The sequence below is a fragment of the Flavobacterium sp. FlaQc-28 genome (assembly GCF_044007415.1).
Classification (GTDB): Bacteria; Bacteroidota; Bacteroidia; order Flavobacteriales; family Flavobacteriaceae; genus Flavobacterium.
Genome location: NZ_JBIPCM010000009.1, coordinates 69,342 through 90,185 on the forward strand (window position 1 = coordinate 69,342; position 20,844 = coordinate 90,185).

Below are 20,844 nucleotides of genomic sequence, written 5' to 3' on the forward strand. Positions count from 1 at the left end.
AAAATAGAATTACTAGAGAGCAAACAGAATAAAATAATCTCAAGCTGAAAAAAAATAATATGAAAAAAAAATATCTAATCAATAAATTACTGCCAAGTTTGATATTCATTCTTTTGTCAACACTAGTTTTTGGACAAAAAAAGGAAGCGGTTAATCTGGCAAAATATATGCAGGCACAGGTTGACGTAAATAATTTTAGCGGCACAGTCATAGTCACAAAAAACGGTTCTGTTTTATTAAAAAAAGCATATGGTTTGGCAGACTACGAATGGAATATTAAAAACACAATTGATACTAAATTTCAGTTGGCATCTGTTACAAAGCAATTTACGGCAGCTGCTATTCTCTTATTAGTCCAAGAAGGGAAATTGTCACTTACTGATAAGTTAAGTAAATTTTTTCCAGATTACCCAAAAGCAGATAGTGTTACTATTCATATGTTATTATGTCACTCTTCAGGACTAGCGTTAGGTTTTAAAGAATTGGCATTAACTACTGTTTCTAGTGATGTTGCGTACGAAGAAATAAAAAAAATACCCTATGAGTTTTCGCCTGGAACCCAAAGTGCTTATAGTAATATTGGCTATTATTTATTGGGAAAGATTATTGAAAAAACATCAGGTGAAAAATACGCGGCTTTTTTGAAGAAAAATATATTTGACAAAGCAGGAATGAAAAATACTGGAGTAAGTAATAATGATTCGATAATTTCAAAAAAAGCAAGAGTTTATTATAGAACCGAAACGGGATTTGTTCAGAATCCTTATATTAATTGGGGATTTAATGTTGGACATGACGGTATTTATTCTACTATTGAAGATTTGGCATTATGGGACAATATACTTTATGAAACAACGATATTAACTGCTGAAATGAAAAAGCTTATGTTTACTTCCTATAGTGATGAAGGTTTTGGATATGGATTTATGATTAATCCATTTTATAATCATGGACATCAGTTAATTGAGCATGATGGAGGCTTTTTTGGCACAATGACTTCTTTTAATCGATTTACAGAGGATAAAATTTTTGTAACAGTACTTTCAAACAACGAATCATCTTCACAGATCATAGCTTATGGTCTTTCAGCAATTGCATTACAGATGGAGGTTGAACTTCCTTATAAACATCATCAAACGAAAGCAGATAGTAGTCAGTATGATAAATACGCAGGCAAGTATGGAGAAATCGAAATAATCAAAATTGGAGAAAAACTATTTTATAACAGTTCCGAAATGGAGCTTTTGCCTGAGTCAAAAACGAAATTTTTTAGAGCAGATAATAACGATAGGACGATAGAATTTATACTTGATAAATCAGGTGCTTACAATTCAATATTTCTAACAAAAGGAGGAGTGAAAGAAACTGTAAAAAGAAATGGCGCACTTGCCAATTAATACTAATCTTTTGCTGATGCGAGTGTCTCGTTGATGAATATAAAGTTATTTAAAAGTGTAAGCGAACTAAAGTAAAAAAGCTTCAGAGAAATCTGAAGCTTTTTTAGTAGTAGAAACAGTTAATTAGCCGGTCAAATTATTGAAGATCGTTATAGTATTGCAGAATGAGCATCTTAATTTTAAACATTGTGATGATTTGGTTGAAGAATAGAGTGAAACCCTTTTTTTGTTTCCATGTCCAGATTCATTTTATGCATTAAAAACAGCAGTAAAATAAAAGTCCATATGATAATTTATAATTGAAAAATTATATATTTGAGCATTAATATTGTGAGATATTTATATCACAATATTAACCCAAATTTGGATGGCTAAGTATGATTTTCTAAAAGTATAATAAGTTGTGCCATTTTATAAAACAAACACAGAAACAAATTAATCAGAGAATATTTTAACCAAAAATTATGCAAGAAGAAGTACAAAAACACACTCAAAGAATTTACAAAGCTGCAAAAAGTAAAGAGCACACATTGGGAGATAAAGTGAAAGAAATTCTTATAGAAATATTTATAATTGTTTTTGCTGTAACACTTTCAATATCGCTGCACAGTTGGAGCGAACACAAACATCAACAAGAAGAAGTAAAGGTATTTCTTGAAAATTTAAAGAATGATTTGCAAAATGATGTAAAAAGCATCGACATTGAAAAGGAAGCATACAAAAAATCAAACATGGATTATGAAAAAATTTTAGCATTAACGCCTCACCAACTTGACAGTATTTATAAGTCTAAAAATAAAGTTGAGTTCCCAATTTATTCACATGGACCAAAAATGAATATTGGTAATTTTGAAGGCTTTAAGTCTAGTGGTAAAATTGGGTATATTGAAGACGAAAAATTAAAACAGAAAATCTTAAATTATTACCAAATATATGTACCGGCAATCAACGAAGTCGATAAATATTATAATGATTTTCTGTTTAAGTGTTTTGATAAAATGATAGAAAATGCAGATAAATCAGAACAAGAGATGTATGCAGACCCAAAATTTAAAAAGACACTTGAGTTTCTTGTCAAACTAGGTAATAATAACATAAGAGTTTATGACAAAAATACAAAACCACTAACAATTGAACTTATTAGAGAAATTGAAAAAGAGCTGAATAAATAAAATACACAAACAACCGCCTCTCATAGAAAAGTTCTTTATGAAAAGCAGTGAAGATGTCTCTGACTTCATATCCGTAATCTGAGTCAGGCAATATATAAACAAAAAAGCTTCAGATTTATCTGAAGCTTTTTTGTTGTTTTTTAAAGTATAAAAAACAAATTATTTCATTTCTATAAGTTTAAGCGTAAATTCCATTTGCGTATCCTTATGTTGAAAAAAATCATCTAGAGAAGGCCATACTTCATGATCAGGCATAATGCCATGACCTTCTGGTTGATCAGCCTTTTTTGGGGCATCCTGAACCAGATTTACAATTGAAAATTGTGTTTTTATCTTTGAATTGGGAAGCTCATAGACCAGTGGCGAATGCCCGTTGTGACGATAGTAGCCGCCTACGGTTTCCACACCAACTATGGTAACATTTTCAACATATGCTTTTACCAGAGAAGCAAAATGTGAAGCTGCTGATGCAACATTTTCATTAATCAAAAGATAAATTTTACCTTTAAATCTTGGTGATTTTGGATAATAAACGGGATTGTATTTTTGGTTTTGCACACTTACATTGTTTTTGAAAACCGGATACACATCTTTTAAGTATTCTTTTCCCATTTTTTTGGTAATACTATCCATGCGTTCTGATGTTGAAACGCCCCAGAAATATTTCTCGAAAGGCAAAAAGTTGGGATCAAAGATTATGGTCGCTTTTACATTTTCTTTGAATGGTTTATCCGTAAGATACATTACAGGTTGTTCAAAGTTAGGATCACTTCCGCCTGGATTATTTCTAACATCAATAATCAGATTAGCAACTTTGTTTTTGTCCAGTTTTGTAAAAACGCTGTCCAAAAATTGAACATACGTTTGAAACTTAGGATCGTCAGATCCGTATGCCATGCCAAACCATCTTAGGTTTAATAAACCTGCAGCGGGATTAAGCATGCTAAAGCTGTAAGGAGCCCGCTTTTTGTAATCTATCAAATCAGTAACAGGAGCACTAAATCTATTTTTAACGTTTGTTTCTCTTTGCTTCAGTGTTACTGCAGAAAGCACCTTTTTTTCAAGAGATTCAGATTTTGGCGCATTGTATTCTATAATGAATTCATTACAAAGACCATATTCCAGCAGATAGTTTATTCCAAACGATTTGTTTACGCTTGCCGATAACTTTTCTGTAATATTATGACCATCCGCCGTATAATATTTAGAAAAAGAGCGCATCAATTGTGCGTCATTTACTCCATTTATGCTTCTTATCCTCGAACCAGAAGGTATGTCTGTTGATTGACCATCGAAAATAATTTGTCCGTTAATATAAATAAGTGGATAAGGGAAAAATGATTTCTGCCGATTTAAAAAATTTATTAAATCAAGATCAGGGATAGTATAATTATGTACACTTCCTTCATAATCTGCTAGATGGAGCATTATTTTGTAAAACTCGGTAACGCTCATGGGTTTTTTAATGCTTTTAATAGCTGCATTGTAAATGCTGTCTATTTGTTTTTTTGAACGGTATTGGTATAAGCCCGAATTTGCTTTTTCATTTATGGCAAGAAGTAGTTTAAGATCCTCATGCATCTGTTTTTCTGAAAGCATTTTATTGTAGATCATTAAACTATCCTTCGTATTCTTATCAAATCCTTGTGCCTGAATTTTAGAGAAAAAGAAAAATAATAGTGTAAAAAAGGGGATCAGATTTTTGTTATTCATGTAATACATTAGCTATAGGTTATGGTTTAGGGGTTTAATTTTTAGAGTTTACTATTCGCTGTTGGCAATCATTTTTTACTTTATTTTTTTAGTGGCATTCTTGTGATAAAAGTAAGATAAAATTGCATTACAATAAAAGAAAAATGATGCAAAGAGATTTAATGAAAAGCAATGAAATTAAACAGGGTTGGGTTGTAGTATTTTGATTAATAGGTGTTTAGTTTTTATTTGTAAAAAGTTCTCATGTAAGAGTCAGCGAAATTTGTCTTTACTTTGGATTTGATAAAAAACTTTAGAATTAAAAACTGAATTCGTATATTGTTCTACTAAAATTAACTATGCCAGGCATATCCATTTTAGAATAGTTTTTTTAACGTTTTTGTGTTTATTTTAATAGAAACCATCAAGCTTATGAAAAAATCCTTAGTGCTCTTTATTGCATTCTTAGCTTTTACAGCGTGTTCAAAACATCAGGAGAAAAAAAATGTTGCCATCACAGGAATAGATTCTACATTGACACCTGGTAATGACTTTTTTAAATATGTAAATGGCAAATGGTACGATTCTGTATCAATACCACCATCTCAAGCCGGAGTAGGCGCCTATATGTTTATGAATTTCCCACAGCGAATGCGCCTGCAGCGAATATTAGACAGTATTTCTAAAAGTGAGAATTCAGCAGGAAGTATAGCGCAAAAAGTAGGCGATTTTTATGCATCAGGTATGGATACTGTAACCATTGACAAACGTGGTTATACACCAATCAAACCTTTGCTTGCTAAAATTGAAGCTATTAGCGATTTGCCGTCGTTAATGAAATTTGTAGCTAATGAAGAAAAAGCAGGCAATTCTTCTATTATAGCTTTTGGAGTGTCACCCGATGATAAAAACAGCAGCATGAACATTGCCCAACTTTATCAAACTGGGATTGGCTTGCCTGACAGGGATTATTATTTCAAATCAGATTCATCGACTGCTGCTATACAAGAATCATATAAAAAATACCTTACTGCATTATTTCAACAAACAGGCAGCAGTGCCGAAGAGGCTAAAAAGAATGCTGATTTAGTTTACGATATTGACAAACAAATTGCTGTTTCGCATAAAACAAAAGTTGAACTTCGAGATGTGCAAGCCAATTATAATAAAACGGCTGTGGCAGATCTTGTAAAAAGACATCCGAACATAGACTGGACTGCTTTTTTAAATAATTTAGGCGCTAAAACCGATTTTATTAATGTAAGCCAGCCAGCTTATTATGACGCTCTAAATAAGCTCTTGAAAACCATTCCTATTAATAATTGGAAAATTTACTTGAAAGCAAATGCTATAGAAAGATATGCAGATGATTTAAGTAAACCTTTTGTAGATGCCTCATTTGAGTACACTAAAGTGCTTTCTGGTCAAGCGGTTCAAAAATCACGCGGAGAAAAAATGGCTAATGTTGTTGATAATTACTTAGGCGATGCGCTGGGTGAATTGTATGTAAAGAAATATTTTCCAGAAGATGCTAAAAAACGCATGTTAATTCTCGTGAATAATTTACAAAAAGCGTATGGCAAAAGAATTGACAAATTAGAATGGATGAGTCCTATTACGAAACAAAAAGCCAAAGAAAAATTATTTGCCATTACCAAGAAAATTGGATATCCAGATAAATGGAGAGACTATAGCAATGTACACATAGCTAGAAACACATACTTTGAAAATATGGTTTCGGCTGCTACAGCGGCATATCAATTTCAATTGGCAAAATTGGGCAAACCAGTCGATAAATCAGAATGGTATACTACAACTCCAACAGTTACGGCATATAATAATCCTACTGCAAATGAAATTGTTTTTCCTGCAGGGATTTTACAAGCCCCATATTTTGATAATAATGCAGATGATGCACTTAATTATGGCGGTATCGGAATGGTTATAGGTCACGAAATTACGCATACTTTTGATGATCAAGGTGCTCAATATGACAAGGATGGAAATCTGAAAAACTGGTGGACAAAAGAGGATTATGCGCAGTTTAAGTCAAGAATACAACAGGTTATCAATTTGTACAGTACCTATACTGTTTTAGGTGATTTACATATTAATGGCGCAATGACAGTTGGCGAAAATACGGCAGATATTGCTGGAATAGCAGTTGCTTATGATGCTTTTAAAATGACCGAACAAGGTAAAGGAAACACAAAAATTGACGGCTTTACTCCAGACCAACGCTTCTTTATTTCGATAGCCAAAATATGGAGAGTAAAAATGAAAGACGAGTTCCTGCGTTTATGGATCAACAATAATCCGCATTCGCCGCCAAATTGGCGTGTTAATGGTCCGCTAATGAATACGACGCCTTTTTACAATGCATTTAATGTAAAACCTGGGGACAAAATGTTTTTACCAGAGAAAGATAGAATAACGATTTGGTAGCGTTTTGTTCACGCTGACATGGCTTGATTTAAAAACAAGAAAGGCTTCAGAGAAATCTGAAGCCTTTTTATTAGTAGTAGGAAGTATTTATATCTAACCCAATTATCTTTGATTATTACACTGTTTTAGAATGTGCATCTTAATTTTTTTTCTCTTTTTTTGTTTTCATAACCAGTCATATAAGTGTCGATAAATAGCAATCAAACTTAAAGTCCTTTAGATAGTTTGTATTGAAAAAATTATATATTTGAAAGTAAATAATATGTAAATTTTAGCATATATATCAACCCAAATTTAGATGACTATGAATGGTTTTGTCATACATATAAACTAAGTTAACGGTCAGTCCTTGCAGACGAAAACTGATGATCAGAAACATACAAAAAAATCATGAAGAAAGAATTTCCAACTATAAAAACCGAAAGACTTTTACTGCGACAATTTGCAGATAGTGATCTTGAAAATGTTTTCAAAGGACTTTCACATCCAGAAGTTATTAAGTATTATGGAGTGAGTTTTCAAATATTGGAAGCGACTAAAGAGCAAATGGCTTTTTTTGCTGACCTTGAAAAAAATGAAACCGGAATTTGGTTTGCTATTTGCTCGGCTGATAACAAAATATTCTACGGAGCGGGTGGATTAAATAATTTAAGTAAAGAACATAAAAAAGCAGAAATCGGTTTTTGGTTAATTCCAAATTTTTGGGGACATGGAATTATGAAAGAAGCAATGCCCTTAATTTGTAATTATGGGTTTGAGAATTTAGAACTTAACAGAATTGAAGGATTTGTTGAGTCAGAAAATAAGAATTGTAAAACTGCAATGGCTAAACTTGACTTTCAATACGAAGGAACTATGAAAGACTGTGAAATTAAAAATGACAAATTTATAAGTCTTGATATTTATGCTAAAGTAAGAGATAATTTAATAAAACCTGAGTAAGAAATCAAGTAGAAAAAGCATCTCATTGAAGCATTTTTTATTAGATATTAAGTTCAAATTAGAGCTGAATTATCTTTCCAGATTTTTACGCTTTTGTATAAACTTATTTTAGAACAAGATGAGCAAATCTGTTATTTTCGGGGCGTAAACTTTTTTCTGGATCTTACAAAATAAAGTAATGATATTTTTTGCTTTTAGCAATGATTTATACTATTGTCAGCTTAATCTTTTCTATTAAAATAGATACAGCAAAATATTTTTTTATGAATTATAATCGGTATAGATTCAGTTAACAGATTTTGTAAAAGGAGCAATGATGTTTTTTTAAATATGTAGTAATGGTATTGTTAATAATTATTGTAGTTATTACACATAAAATTGGGTGTTGAAGGTGGTTAAGTAAAAATATGTACTAAAACTGTAAGATTTTATTGGGATATGTTTAAAATTTTTATAAATTTATATAAAATATAAAACATTTCGTATGAAAAAATTTAACATTTTATCGGTTGTATTTTTTATGGTTGTTTTTGGCAAAGCCCATGCTCAAGACACTAGAACAGATTTTCACACAGTAGGAATTACAATTCCCACAGTCGCTATTGTGGATATTGAACCAGCGTTGTCAAAAAATATTACCATGGCTTTTACCGCTCCCGTAGAGGCAGGTCTACCTATTGTAGCTCCTGCTAATAATGCTAGTTTGTGGCTCAATTATTCTTATATTCCAACAACAAGTGCAAAAACGGCTAAAGTATCTGTCAAAATGGATGCAGTTGTACCCGGATTAGATGTAAGAGTTCAGGCAGCTACAGCTACTGGATCTAATGGAGGAGGAACACTGGGAACTATTGCCGGCAGTGCAATTACTCTTACTGCTGCTGACCAGCAAATTGTATCAGCAATTGGAGCTTCATATACTGGAGATGGTGCTTCAAATGGACACAATCTGACTTATTCATTACAAGCTAATAATTACACAGGTTTGTTTGCTTCTACGCCTTCGGTAACAGTTACTTATACTATTGCTGAAAACTAAAAGCAGTATTTTTTACAAGATCTTTGAACAAAAATAGTGTCGCTTACGTAAAATCAGGAGGCACTTTTTTTGTTTCCCCCAAACTACCAGAATATCTTAAATACCTACTATAATGACTTTAAAAAAAACACTCTTTTTTATTGCAGTTTTCTTTGTGTACACTAATTTATTCGCAAGTATTGTTATTACCAATGGTTTGACGCATAATTACAGATTAAAAGAAGGAACACTGCAAAAAGGAATTATCACAATTGAAAACACTTCCGATGCTCCTCAAAATGTAAGGCTTTATCAACAAGATTACAGCTATAATGCGACAGGCACTTCATTTTATGAAGATTATGGAAAAAATAAGAGGAGCAATCTAAAATGGATTAAATTAAATACTGATTTATTAAAAATAGAAGGCAAAGGCAAGGCAAGTGTATCTTATGAAATCATTATTCCAGAAAACACTCCTGGCGGCAGCTTTTGGAGCGTTGTAATGGTTGAGCCTGTTGATGATATTGTACCCAATAATATCAAAAATGGTATTCAGCTGCGAACACTAATTCGTTATAGCATTCAGATCATTACAACAAATGAAAAACCAGCAAGTGCTTTAATGACTTTTGATGTTATTGATTTAAAGAAAATTACTGGAAAGAATATTTTGGAACTTTCAATTTCAAATAATGGAGAAGTATTTCATCTTGTTGAAGCTTCCATCGAGATATTTGACAGTAAAGACGGTAGTAATAAAGGAAAATTCAAGAGCGATATAATGAGTTTGCTGCCTAACAATTCTAAGCTGTTTACTATAGATTTAAGTTCAGTTCCTGCTGGAAAATATAATGCTTCAATACTCGCAAGTAGTAGTGATGATCATGTTTTTGGAATAAATATTGAACTAAATATACCAAATGAATAAAATAATAATTATATTATTATTCATTATTCCTTATTTTTTTCAGGCGCAAAACCTCGCGGTTAATTTAGTAAACCAAAACGAGTTTCTTACTCCAGGAAAAGTACAAACATTGGTTTTTAAAATTACTAATCCATTTTCAAAAGATATTTTGGTTACTCCAAAAGTCACACTTCCAAAAGGCTGGATTTTAGCCGCAGCTCCTTATGAACTTGATTTAGCAGCAAATGAAACTAAAATATATTTAGCGGCCATTCAAGTACCAATTAATACATCAAAAGGTAAAGACAGCATACATTTAATTATTAATGATAAAACAAATGCTATTTTGTATTCTCAAGATTTTGCGTTAATGGTAAGTCAAGTACAGCGGATAACATTAGATGTTATTTCTACGCCAAGCTATGTAAAAGCCGGAGATACTATTCATAGCTTTTTTATTCTAAAAAATGAGGGAAACGTTGAAGAAAATATCTTTATCGAGACCTCTGCAGCAACTTTTGTAAAAGGAGATAATCCTATTTTGTTATCACCCGGAATGGCAGCAACAATAAATGCATATCAATCTACTGATCTTAAACAGCCCAAACCTTCGCAAAACTTAATTAAACTTACAGCTTCTGTAAAAAGTGACACTACACAATCCGTTTTTGCCTCGCAGATTACAAATGTTATTCCCGCTTTTCCGGTAAATGAAGACGTCTGGCTTCGTTTTCCTATTAGAGTAGCAGCAACGTATATTGGGACGCAGCAGCGAAACGATTATAAATCGGGTTTTCAGGGAGAAATTTATGGGAGAGGAGCTTTAAATGAAGAGAATACAAAATTTCTTGAATTTAGGGCAATCGGTCCGGATCGTTTCGGATTAACTGTCTTTTCTCAATATGAAGAATATTTTATTAATTATAAATCCAATAATTTTTATGCTCATTTAGGAGATAAGATCTTTTCTTCGTCATTTTTGACCGAGTTTTCAAGATATGGGAGAGGTGTAGAACTAAGACAAAAATACAAGAAATTAGAGGTAGGCGGTTTTTACAATAAACCACGTTTTTTTAAAGATATAAAAGAAGAGATTAATGTTTATGCTAAAGTGAACTTTAATGCCAAAAATAATATACGCTACGGATATTTACTGAAACGAAAAGATATTGATCAGGAGGATCATTTGCATTATGTTTCTGGTGAGACAAATGTTTTTGATAAAATTGGTATACAAGGAGAATATGCTGTAAGTAATAATGAAAAAACACAAGGAACTGCATGGCAGCTGCAAGCCCAAACTTATTTTAATGATCTAAATGTTAGTGCAAGTTATATATATGCATCTCCTCATTTTTCAGGTTATTATAGAGATACGCAATTTTTTACTTCCAACGTTAATTACCGGGTTTTACCCAAACTGAACCTTTCTGCTAATTATCAAAAGGATGCGAGAAATTTTGAAAGAGATACCCTCTATGGTGCGGCTCCATTTAGAGAAGCTTTTCAAATAGGAATAAGGTATAACTATTTAAAAAGTGGTGCGGTTTCTTTGTTTAGCGGAACTCAGGAATATGAAGACAGAATGGAGCATAAACAGTTTTTTTATAAAGAAAGATTTAATCGTATCGAATTAACTCAAGATATTTATAAGTTTTCGGTCAATTTTCAAATGTTTTTCGCAGAAACAACCAATTTTTTGATTAATTCAACGGGTAAAACAGCAATACAAACTGCAAACGTCAGCTATAATTACAAACGAAATTCTATAAGCCTTTATGGCAGTTATTCCACTGTGAGTCGATATGCAGTAAAGGATGAGAAACTGTTTTTATATGGAGGACGAATAAATGCTACTATTGATGATCGATGGTATCTGAGTTTATTCTATCAAAATACATATTATCTTGAAGAATACTATAGAGATAGAAATCTTCTGGAACTGGCATTAAATTACAGAATATCACCAAGACAGCAAATAAACATGCTTTCGCGATATGCTTTAGCACAAAAGCAACTAGAGAATGAAGATTTTTCATTTTCTGTACGGTATGCGTTGGATATTCATGCGCCTATAAAAAAAGTCAAAGAGTATGGTTTTTTTGAAGGAAATATCACTACTTTAGAGAGTGCACAAATACAAGGTGTAAAACTTCATTTGGGGCCTTACTCAGCTATTACTGATGAACGAGGTCATTTTTTGTTTAAAAATGTAAAACCCGATACTTATTTTCTTGAGATAGAACAAGGAACACTGGGGGTAAAAGATATTACAGATATTGATATTCCTGCTAAAGTCACGATAGTAGAAGGAGGGAATTATCTCGATTTTGGTATTACAAAAGCCTCAAATATTAAAGGAACTATAATACTCGATGACAAAGATATTGCCGAGAAAGAACAAAGTGTAATTGTTGAAATAATATCAAATAATCAGGTTTTTAGAAAAATATGTAAAATAACCAAACCTTTTGATTTTACATACCTAAGACCAGGAGATTGGAAGTTAAAGGTATATCGCAGCGCATTAGACAGCAAATATAAAATTCTTACTGATGAAATAAATTTAACACTTAACCCTAATGAAGAAAAACAAGTTCAGATTAAGATAAGTAAAACAGAAAAAGAAATAAAATATTTGCAAAAACCAATGAAAGTAGGTTTTAACACTTCAAAAGATAAAAAATGATTTTTAATTCAATTCAATTTGTTTTTGGGGTATTGCTGTTTTTTTGTGGTACTTTTTTTCTTTCAGCGCAAACATCTGGAAGTCGTAATATTAATATAAATCTTTCAGAAGTTGCATTACTCGATGTTGAACCAAGTATGACTGCTATTTCTTTTAACTTTTTGGCTCCAACAGAAGCAGGTCGTCCGCTGACGATTCCTGCTGTTAATACCACAAAATGGTTAAACTATACTTCTGCTAAAAAAACAACAACGCCGCCAAGATTTGTTACTGCCCAAATTGATCAGTCCTTTGCGGGACTATTTGTAAAGCTTCAAGCGGCGGCTGCTACTGGTAGCGGAGGAGGTACTCTTGGAACTTCGGCTGGTAAAGTTACACTAACAACTTCGCCTACTACAATTATAACAGGTATTGGTGGTGCTTATACAGGAAATGGCATTAATAACGGACACTTGCTGAATATTTCTTTAGAAGTTGATGATTATAAGAAATTGGTACAAACAACTAGTAAGATAATTACGATAACCTATACTATTAGTAACTAAAAGATGGCGAAACATTCCTGTATAAAAAATCGAATAAATGCATCTATAAGGTTATTGCTTTTAGCGGGCGCTTTATTGGTGTGTATAGCCGCTAAATCTCAAACGATTACAGTAGTAGGTACAGATTGGAGTCCTGTTGTTCCAACCATTACAGAGGCAGGATCTGATTATGCAGGAACCTATGAAAGTACCTCTACTCAAATGAGTTTAAATTTGACAGTGCCGCTTCTTTTAGGTACGGGTAAGATTTCGGTACGATATGAACCCAATCCTACCTGGAATAATGCGCTAAAAATTGATGTGAGAAAACTAAATAATGGATCAGGATTATGTGTGCTTTGCAGTATGACCCCAAATCAAGCAACACCCTATCAAGAGGTTCTTACGACTGATGTGGAGTTGTTTAAAGTAACTGCTGTTTTGTCATTAGCTGAAGTAACTAATATTGGTTTAAACCTTCGAGTACGCGGCGTGTCTGTTACAACTCCGGTGGATAACTATACTGCTCGTATTGTATTTACTATTGGTCCGCAATAAAAAAACGTCAGATCTAAACAAAGTTTCAGATTTCTCTGAAGCTTTATCTTAGTAACGGGAAGTAGTCAATTATCTAACTATCGAGAAACTAAACTTGAATTTAGCACTTAGCTGTTATGTGCTGTTTATTTTTTATTTATGTTGTCATACAATTTAGCAACTACTTTTTCTAAAATTTCTCCCGTTTCATTAAAGCTGGTATTTGTTAATATGGATATCCCTATATTTTGTTTTGGATAAATCACAAACCAATTCTGCATTCCGTATATACCTCCGTGATGTCTATAAATTAATGAGTCATCATTTTCTATGATGTACCAATGATAGCCTTCCCAAAAATCAGAACCTTCTTTGTATAATTTTTTATGAGATTCGTTTACAATAGGATTAGACTTGTCTAATTGCAATTTCATATATTTTACTAAATCCGTAGTTGTAGAATGCAATCCCGAAATTCCACCCCATAAAGTCCTATTGAAGTTAGGCATTAACTCGTTTTTATCGTTATAACCTTTTACCAATCTTGTTTTGTCGCTTTCATTAAGTGTAAACTTGGTTTCGTTCATTTTATTTGGCTTCAAAACAAAATCCATTACCAATTCTTCATATGGTTTTTGATACACTTTTTCAAGTATATATGCTGTCAATTCCGGAGCCGTGTTTGAATAGAAGTATATTTCTCCAGGTTTCGTTTCAATTTTGATTAGTTTTAATCCTTCAAAAAAAGCTGTTTTATTTTCGCTTTTTATAGGGAAATTAGGAAATCCACTTGTATGCGTGATGAGGTGTCTGATTCTTATAGGTTCACCTTTAAATTCAAGATTAGGATAAGGTTCATCAAGGTAGATTCTAATATCATCATCTAAATTTATTTTTTTATCAAGTACGGCTTTAGCAGCTATATAACCTGTAAAAGTTTTAGTTACAGAAGCCAATTCGTAAAGTGTAGAATCGTTTGGTTTATTTCCTTTTCCGATAGTTAATTCACCAAAATGTTTTATTGTAGCTTTTCCATCTTTAAACACTGCAACGGAAACAGAATGAAATCGTTTGTCTTCTAATAACTGAACAGCATTATTTGTAATCGCATTTTCAACAGTTTGTTTATTGGTTTGATGCACACTTTTACAGGCAAGTAATGTAAAAAATAAAATTGTGGTTAAATATTTCATTATCGTAATTTATAGTTTGATTCCCTGATTAAAGGGTTAAATAGCTGAGAGAAGAAGGAAGATGAAAATACTTTGTATTATAACTTTCGATGCTTTTATCATTTTTTAAGATTATTAATAATAAGTGCAAATATCCGGAATGCAGATTGTTTCTTGGTTTTAATTTATAAGATAGGAGTTCAATTCTATAATATTGAACTCATTTTAGGGAGGATTTTTGATATTCTGCAGGAGTTAGCCCTGTAGTTTTTTTAAATGCAGTAAAGAAGGAGAATTTTGAACTGAAACCCTGATCGCTCCGATATGTAGATAGCGATAACGCAGATTTGCAATCTGTATTCTCAAAATAATCAGAAAGGCATAAATAAAAAAAGCTCCAGATTTCTCTGAAGCTTGTCTTAGTAGCGGGAAGCATTAAAATATCTAACCAATTTATAGAAGATTTTAATGAAATTTTATGTGCTTAATTGTATGTTTACTTATTGTCATATTTTTTTTCAAAAATGCATAATTAATTGCAGAAAGAATATTTCTTATATTCGTTAGAAGAAAGTCATTTTATATCTCAAAGTCTCCCTAAAGAGATGTAATCAAACCATTTTATGGCTGGAATATGAATAAGTTGACTATAATTGCAGAATTGAGACCTAAAATTCAATATTCATGAATGAACTAAAGCACTATATTCTAGAAATCATAATAGTAGTTATCTCGATATCTACCTTTTATATTTTAAAAAATTATTGGCCTAAGTATTTTGAGTCTAAGGGTGCAAATCAAGCTACAAAAGAAGATATTGGAGAAATTACTAAAATTGTTGAAAATATTAAATCCGATTTATCTCAGCAAAACGAGCTATTAAAAGCTCAATTGTCAATGACTAATCAGCATAAGCTAGACATTAAATCTGCCGAAAGAGAAGCAATATTTGACTTCAATAAGCAAAAATCTGTTTGGATATATTCGTTGCTAAGATTTTCTTTTTACAAGTATAACTTGGAAAACTTTAAAGAAATTGGGCAGACAGTTTTAGATTACCAAAAACGGCAGTATGAATATGATTTAGCGGCCGCACATTTAGCACTTTTTATGTATGACAATGAGTTTATGGAATTGAAAAGTAAATTAATTATTGAAGTTATTGAATTAGATAAAATAGTATCTGGTACTACATATGATCTTTATCATTCATTTATGAAAGCAGAAATAAATTTAAACATTGAAAAAGATAACATTACCGAACAATCCAGAATAAGATTTAATCTCAATGAAGAACTTTTGACAATTGTTGAAAAACACAAAGAAAAAGCAATAAACCAATTTGAGAGTGTCAATAATTTAGACATTCAAATGAGAGAGTTACTCTTTAGTCGATTAAAAATTCTTGAAACAACAACAATTGCATCTAACAACTGCTAAGACTAGATTGCTGATTCAGAGTATCAGTAACTTTTTCTTAAAGAAGAAATTCTATCTCAACATAGAGAACTCCGCCCGCTTTCATCAGTAACCACGACTTAAGATCAAAAACGTTATATAACATCTATGAACACAACACAAACAGTATTAGCGATTTTATCAAGTTCAGTTTTGTCAGCAATACTGACTTCCTATTTTAATTGGAGAATTCATAATTCTAATTACAAAAAAGATTACTATAAAAAAATACTTGATAAAAGATTAGATGCATATGAATCAATGAATGTTTTGATTAATAGATTGTCGGACATTGTTTACACAGATAAAGGTGTTATTCATGGGATGGTTAGTAATGAAAAAAGTTTTAACTTTTTATTTTCTATACTTCACTCAACAATGGAGAAAAGTTATTGGTTGTCTGATAAAACAGGACATAAGTTAACGGAATTTGGAATCTTTTTGTTTAATAATATTACTTCATACATTGGTGAGGATTTATCTGAAAAACAATTAGATGAAGAATATATGAGTTTAGCATTAGTCAATTTTGAACAAATTAAAGAGTTTAATCAAAGTCTAAAACATATGGTAAATTCTGATCTTCAAAATCTTTACAACGTAGATGAGTTTTTCGCTAAAAATGGTAAAGATTTGACTACGTACCCTTTATACGAAAAAGATACCAAGAAAAATGATAGGTAAATGTTGCTTAACAGGATTTGGGCAAGTGGCTTAATGCAATTACAATTTAATTTATAGGGAATTATTTGCGAGCGCCCGTAGGTAATTCACTAACTTTGTGAATAAATTAAATAAGATATTAAAGAGTAATGAACTCTTTGGTTAAAAAAAAAACTAATAAATTTTTGCGAAAAGTACTAAGGTTCGAATGCCACCAAGGTCACTTAAAATTTAAAAGTCTAAGAATCTAAATTCTCATTCTCTTTTTATGATTCGAAAATTTTCAACATTTTATTTTTTTGTTTTTCTCAACTTCTAGTGACCTTAGCGGTACAGAATTCGAACCTTTTATTGGAAGACATAAATCTAATGAACAACTTAGAGTAATGGTATGATGATAGAACCAAACGTAAAGAAAATTATGTAGACTTAATTTTCTATACTTCTATTTTTATCAGACAATATTTAAAATTATCTTTCTCAAATTTTGAAAAATCTTTCCAAGTTATCTGATAATCCTTTAATAAATCTAATTTATAAAAATAATCTGAATTGCAAGTCCAATGTATTTTTGAATTATTATCATATAAAATATTATTCTCTTTTAATATAAATTTAGTTTTGTCTAATTTATTATAATTCCAACTCAAATCAGAACGATTAAGAAGCATGCCGTCATGAAAAGAAAAATGTTTATCTAGATTATCTTTTTCAAAAACATTTTTTTCAAAATAAGATTTATCATTTGTTACAATTAAAACGTATCCACATTTAAAATTTAAGTTCTTGGATTTAAAATTTTCAATTCTAAAGATATCTTTCCTAAAGCTAAACCTCCCTGTATCCGTAGCTCCTTGTTCAGCCAAAATGTATTTCTCTTCATTATAGGAAATAGAGGCCTTTTTTGTTTTGTATTTTAATTCAATCGGATAAATTCCTCCATTTTCATCAATAACTATTATATCGATTGGTGCTCTTACAATTTTAGTACCGCCAGTTCTGATAATCATTTCTAATTCTATAGGTCTTTCGAGGCGAATTTCAAAGTCGGGATTTTGCTCTTTAATTTTTAAAGCGAGAGATAGTTTTAAATCATCTTCAGAATGAAATATTGGTCTTTGCTTTTGGAGTTCAAGAACTGCTTTTTCAAAAAAATCCATGTCAGTTATTATGTTTCTTTCAATTACTGAAGTAAGCGATTTTTAAATTAATATCAATGGTATTATTTAGATTTATTTGATTTCAATATGTCATTAACTTTTTGCAGCTCTTCCTATATTTCAGTTTTTTTCTTTAAGATTTCCAATAGTTAAAGAAAAAACTTAAAATATTGTTTTTCTTTTAATTAAATACTAATAGTGGATTATTTCATCTTTTTCCATTTCAACATAATGAATTCCATGGATATTGTTCCGATTGAAATCTGCATACTATTTTCAGCAAACATCTATTGATATTTAAATTTATTTTGTCAATAATTATTACTTAATGGCTATTTATAACAAAAACTTTGAAAAGGAATTTGAAACCTTTACGAAAGATGATTTATAAAGATTCTAGCAACTCCTTCAATATAGTTTTCTTTTAAACCTAAAGCTACTTGAGTTTTTAAAATTTTGCTTTTTTTGTAAGCTTTTAAATAGTATTCAGTTCTGTTATGTAATATCCAATAAATACTGAACTTTGAATAATTAAATTCGTCAATGTTCATAAGCCAATCATAATAATCTTTATCAAGGGCTTTTGAGGAAAGAGAGCGAATTTCATCAGTAAATTCCAAATTGAATTTAAACATTAAGTTAATAACCTTGTTTAAATGAAAGTTTTTTCGTTCTTTCTTTCCGACCAATAGTTCGTTAAGAGTTTCAATACTTGTATAGTCAGGGGTAAAATCAATATATTTTTTTAGAAATAATTTATTAAAATCAATTATATCATAAATCGTAAAATAATAGAAAATACTATTGTCAAAGTCTTCTTTTAATTTTAACTCAACAGCATGTTTTATAATATTTTGTGTTGAATTTGTGAGTTTAGGAATAATAAAAATTAAATTAGAAAATTTGTTATAATTATAAAAATCCGTTGCGTCGAAATGGTCTATTGCAAGCACTTTTTTTAGTTCGTTCTCTAATATTTCGGGGTCTTTAAATTTATTAGCATAAATTTTTACAGCAAGAGAAAAAGCGTCTTGACGGTAATTGTCATTAGATGCTAATAATTGAATAATTTTTTCAAGATTCTCTAAATTTACATCATTTGTATAATCTAGAAAAGTAAAGAGATATTCAAGAGATGTAAAATAATATTGATTTAAACTTTCAATTAGTAATAAATATTTATTAAGTAAAAAGTTTCTTTTTTCTTCATCTATTCTTATCATAGCTATGATTAAGAGATAATTTTGAATAATTCTTGCAATTTTTTCGTTGTGGGTGTAATTACTCTCTTTAAATTTATTTTTTATTAAATCTGCTGAATTTATTAAGTTAATAATATACTCAGATATCCTATTAAACACAGTATCTTTAAATTCAAGTTTTAACGATTTTAAACGGTACTTTACAAGTAAATGTTTAATGTGATTTGGCTCTGCGTGAAATAGCCACATATCAATTATAGTGTGTCCAAAATGTTCATATCTTGATGATGATGGATTATTTAATGAATACAAAGCAAAAATACCTTCAAGTGCCTTATTAATTAGTACTTCAAATTCTCTAGATTCATTATAAATCAATAAATTGTATTCAATAAAATCATAAGCACGTAAAAATTCTATAATTATAGACCTTGCGTGGTTATTTGTTGCACTCCCTCCAAGTTGATCGCTATGCCATATTTTCTGAATATCGCTTAAAGTATTGTCTATGCTTAAGATGCTTTCTGGTATAAGTTTGTTTTCTTTGATGAGTTTGAATATGTCAAGATAATATTCAGGCATCAAGATTTCATCTAAAACAAAGTTTTCATTTTCTAATGCTTTTAATATTTCATTTCGGGAATTAATAAAACTATAATTATCAATCATTTTTTTAAGTTGCAAAAGATTGTATTTGGCTATTATATAAATTCCAGGGTTTTTATTAATGCTAATTTCCCTTAAGATTTTTGTATACTCCAAATATGATTCTTCCAGATCAGCAATTAAAAAAAATGAATAAGCTCTACGCAATCTATCTTCTGGTTTAAGATTATCATTTTCAATGCTTAATATATTAACTGTCTTATTTAAATTAAGTTTTTTATAAGTACATCTTTCGCATTTGCAATCACTGGAAATGTAAAGATCATGGACACAAATACGTCTTTGATCTTTTTTAGTGGAGCCTTTCCATTCAACATGTGTAATTAGATTTACCTGAAGAAAATCTAAAATACGACGAAGTTTTTTTTGCAGATTAGTTACAACTGCATAATCTACATTAATGCTTTTTAAATAAAACTTATTTTTATGAACTTCAAGATTTTGTAGAAAATCGAAAAATATTTCGTTATCTGTTGATAGTGTTTCTCCATACAGAAATGTACCTTCTCCTTTTTTGAGAGGGTATAATTTACTAATTATATACGAAGGGAATACATTAATTCCTTGGTACATGTCAAGCATTTTAATTATAGCATCAACAATGTTTAATTTGTCTATGTTTTTTTTAATAAGATCATAATTTGCGTTAGCATTAATTTTAGTCTTATGCTTGTGAATTTGAGCTTTCCTTGACTCTTCAAGTTCTAGTAAAAATCGATCAAAATTTTCTTCCTTTAAAATATTTAGAGATGGGATACTTACTTGTAAAGACTCTTTATTTGTGTTTACTTGTTCAATAATTTTTGCTTCTAGTTTATCGTCAATTTGTACTGAATACCAATAAACATCCTTTGTTTGAATATCACAAACCATAAACATCAGCGGTTCAGATAATTCATAATAAAAGTAATTGGCATGTCTTAGAGACATTTTGAATGAGAAAGTCCTATCTCTTTTTATTTGAATATTTTTATTTGTTCCCTTGCATTGTATAAGAAAAAGTAGTTCCCGTTTGGTGTCTCTATTAATGACTTCGATGTAGAAATCTGTTCCCCAATCTTGGCTGGTATTGGTCGGATTTTCTCCTAATTCTAAATTTTTCGACAAGAACAAATCTCTAAGTTGTCCCGTAATTGCATCATTCGCTGTTTTCTCAATATATTTATTACTGGGTTTACTAATTTTATTTGACATCAC

The 20,844-nt window shown here is 30.6% G+C and carries 15 protein-coding genes; 11 read left to right on the top strand and 4 right to left on the bottom strand.

Going from position 1 to position 20,844, the window contains the following annotated elements; all coding sequences use genetic code 11:
• Positions 1-59: 59 nt before the first annotated feature.
• Both ACHRVL_RS19575 and ACHRVL_RS19580 read left to right on the top strand, forming a co-directional pair.
• Positions 60-1,397, top strand: coding sequence for a serine hydrolase (locus ACHRVL_RS19575; RefSeq protein WP_395415028.1), 1,338 nt, complete (start codon positions 60-62; stop codon positions 1,395-1,397).
• Positions 1,398-1,861: 464 nt separating this feature from the next.
• Positions 1,862-2,569, top strand: a complete 708-nt coding sequence (locus ACHRVL_RS19580) for a DUF6090 family protein (protein ID WP_395415029.1) — start codon at positions 1,862-1,864, stop codon at positions 2,567-2,569.
• A 159-nt stretch (positions 2,570-2,728) separates the two neighbouring features.
• Here ACHRVL_RS19580 and ACHRVL_RS19585 read toward each other — a convergent pair whose 3' ends face one another.
• Positions 2,729-4,282, bottom strand: a complete 1,554-nt coding sequence (locus ACHRVL_RS19585) for a S41 family peptidase (RefSeq protein ID WP_395415030.1) — start codon at positions 4,280-4,282, stop codon at positions 2,729-2,731.
• 411 nt (positions 4,283-4,693) lie between these two features.
• Between ACHRVL_RS19585 and ACHRVL_RS19590 the strand changes: the two genes are divergently transcribed.
• The 7 genes from ACHRVL_RS19590 (at position 4,694) to ACHRVL_RS19620 (ending at position 13,347) form a co-directional block, all read left to right on the top strand.
• Positions 4,694-6,706, top strand: a complete 2,013-nt coding sequence (locus ACHRVL_RS19590; protein WP_395415031.1) for a M13 family metallopeptidase — start codon at positions 4,694-4,696, stop codon at positions 6,704-6,706.
• Positions 6,707-7,096: 390 nt separating this feature from the next.
• Complete coding sequence (locus ACHRVL_RS19595; RefSeq protein ID WP_395415032.1) at positions 7,097-7,648, top strand: GNAT family N-acetyltransferase; 552 nt, start codon at positions 7,097-7,099, stop codon at positions 7,646-7,648.
• Positions 7,649-8,132: 484 nt separating this feature from the next.
• Positions 8,133-8,687: a hypothetical protein gene (locus tag ACHRVL_RS19600; protein ID WP_395415033.1), complete on the top strand. Its 555-nt coding sequence runs from the start codon at positions 8,133-8,135 to the stop codon at positions 8,685-8,687.
• A gap of 112 nt (positions 8,688-8,799) precedes the next feature.
• Positions 8,800-9,597: a hypothetical protein gene (locus ACHRVL_RS19605; RefSeq protein ID WP_395415034.1), complete on the top strand. Its 798-nt coding sequence runs from the start codon at positions 8,800-8,802 to the stop codon at positions 9,595-9,597.
• Entirely contained in the window at positions 9,590-12,265 is a 2,676-nt protein-coding gene (locus ACHRVL_RS19610) for a hypothetical protein (RefSeq protein ID WP_395415035.1), read from the top strand. The genes ACHRVL_RS19605 and ACHRVL_RS19610 overlap by 8 nt, the downstream gene beginning before the upstream one ends.
• Positions 12,262-12,810, top strand: a complete 549-nt coding sequence (locus ACHRVL_RS19615; protein ID WP_395415036.1) for a hypothetical protein — start codon at positions 12,262-12,264, stop codon at positions 12,808-12,810. The genes ACHRVL_RS19610 and ACHRVL_RS19615 overlap by 4 nt, the downstream gene beginning before the upstream one ends.
• 3 nt (positions 12,811-12,813) lie before the next feature.
• Complete coding sequence (locus ACHRVL_RS19620; protein ID WP_395415037.1) at positions 12,814-13,347, top strand: hypothetical protein; 534 nt, start codon at positions 12,814-12,816, stop codon at positions 13,345-13,347.
• A 125-nt stretch (positions 13,348-13,472) separates the two neighbouring features.
• On the opposite strand, the gene ACHRVL_RS19625 is transcribed toward ACHRVL_RS19620, so the two are convergent.
• Positions 13,473-14,519 carry a serine hydrolase domain-containing protein gene (locus ACHRVL_RS19625; RefSeq protein ID WP_395415038.1) on the bottom strand — a complete coding sequence of 349 codons (1,047 nt, stop codon included), beginning with the start codon at positions 14,517-14,519 and terminating at the stop codon, positions 13,473-13,475.
• 663 nt (positions 14,520-15,182) lie between these two features.
• On the opposite strand from ACHRVL_RS19625, the gene ACHRVL_RS19630 reads away from it, so the two are divergent.
• Complete coding sequence (locus tag ACHRVL_RS19630) at positions 15,183-15,938, top strand: hypothetical protein (RefSeq protein WP_395415039.1); 756 nt, start codon at positions 15,183-15,185, stop codon at positions 15,936-15,938.
• Between the two features lie 126 nt (positions 15,939-16,064).
• Positions 16,065-16,640, top strand: a complete 576-nt coding sequence (locus ACHRVL_RS19635; RefSeq protein WP_395415040.1) for a hypothetical protein — start codon at positions 16,065-16,067, stop codon at positions 16,638-16,640.
• Between the two features lie 416 nt (positions 16,641-17,056).
• On the opposite strand, the gene ACHRVL_RS19640 is transcribed toward ACHRVL_RS19635, so the two are convergent.
• Entirely contained in the window at positions 17,057-17,779 is a 723-nt protein-coding gene (locus ACHRVL_RS19640) for a hypothetical protein (protein ID WP_395415041.1), read from the bottom strand.
• Positions 17,780-18,150: 371 nt separating this feature from the next.
• A complete protein-coding gene (locus ACHRVL_RS19645; protein ID WP_395415042.1) occupies positions 18,151-20,841 on the bottom strand; it encodes a DUF4365 domain-containing protein in 2,691 nt (896 codons plus the stop codon).
• Positions 20,842-20,844 lie beyond the last annotated feature (3 nt).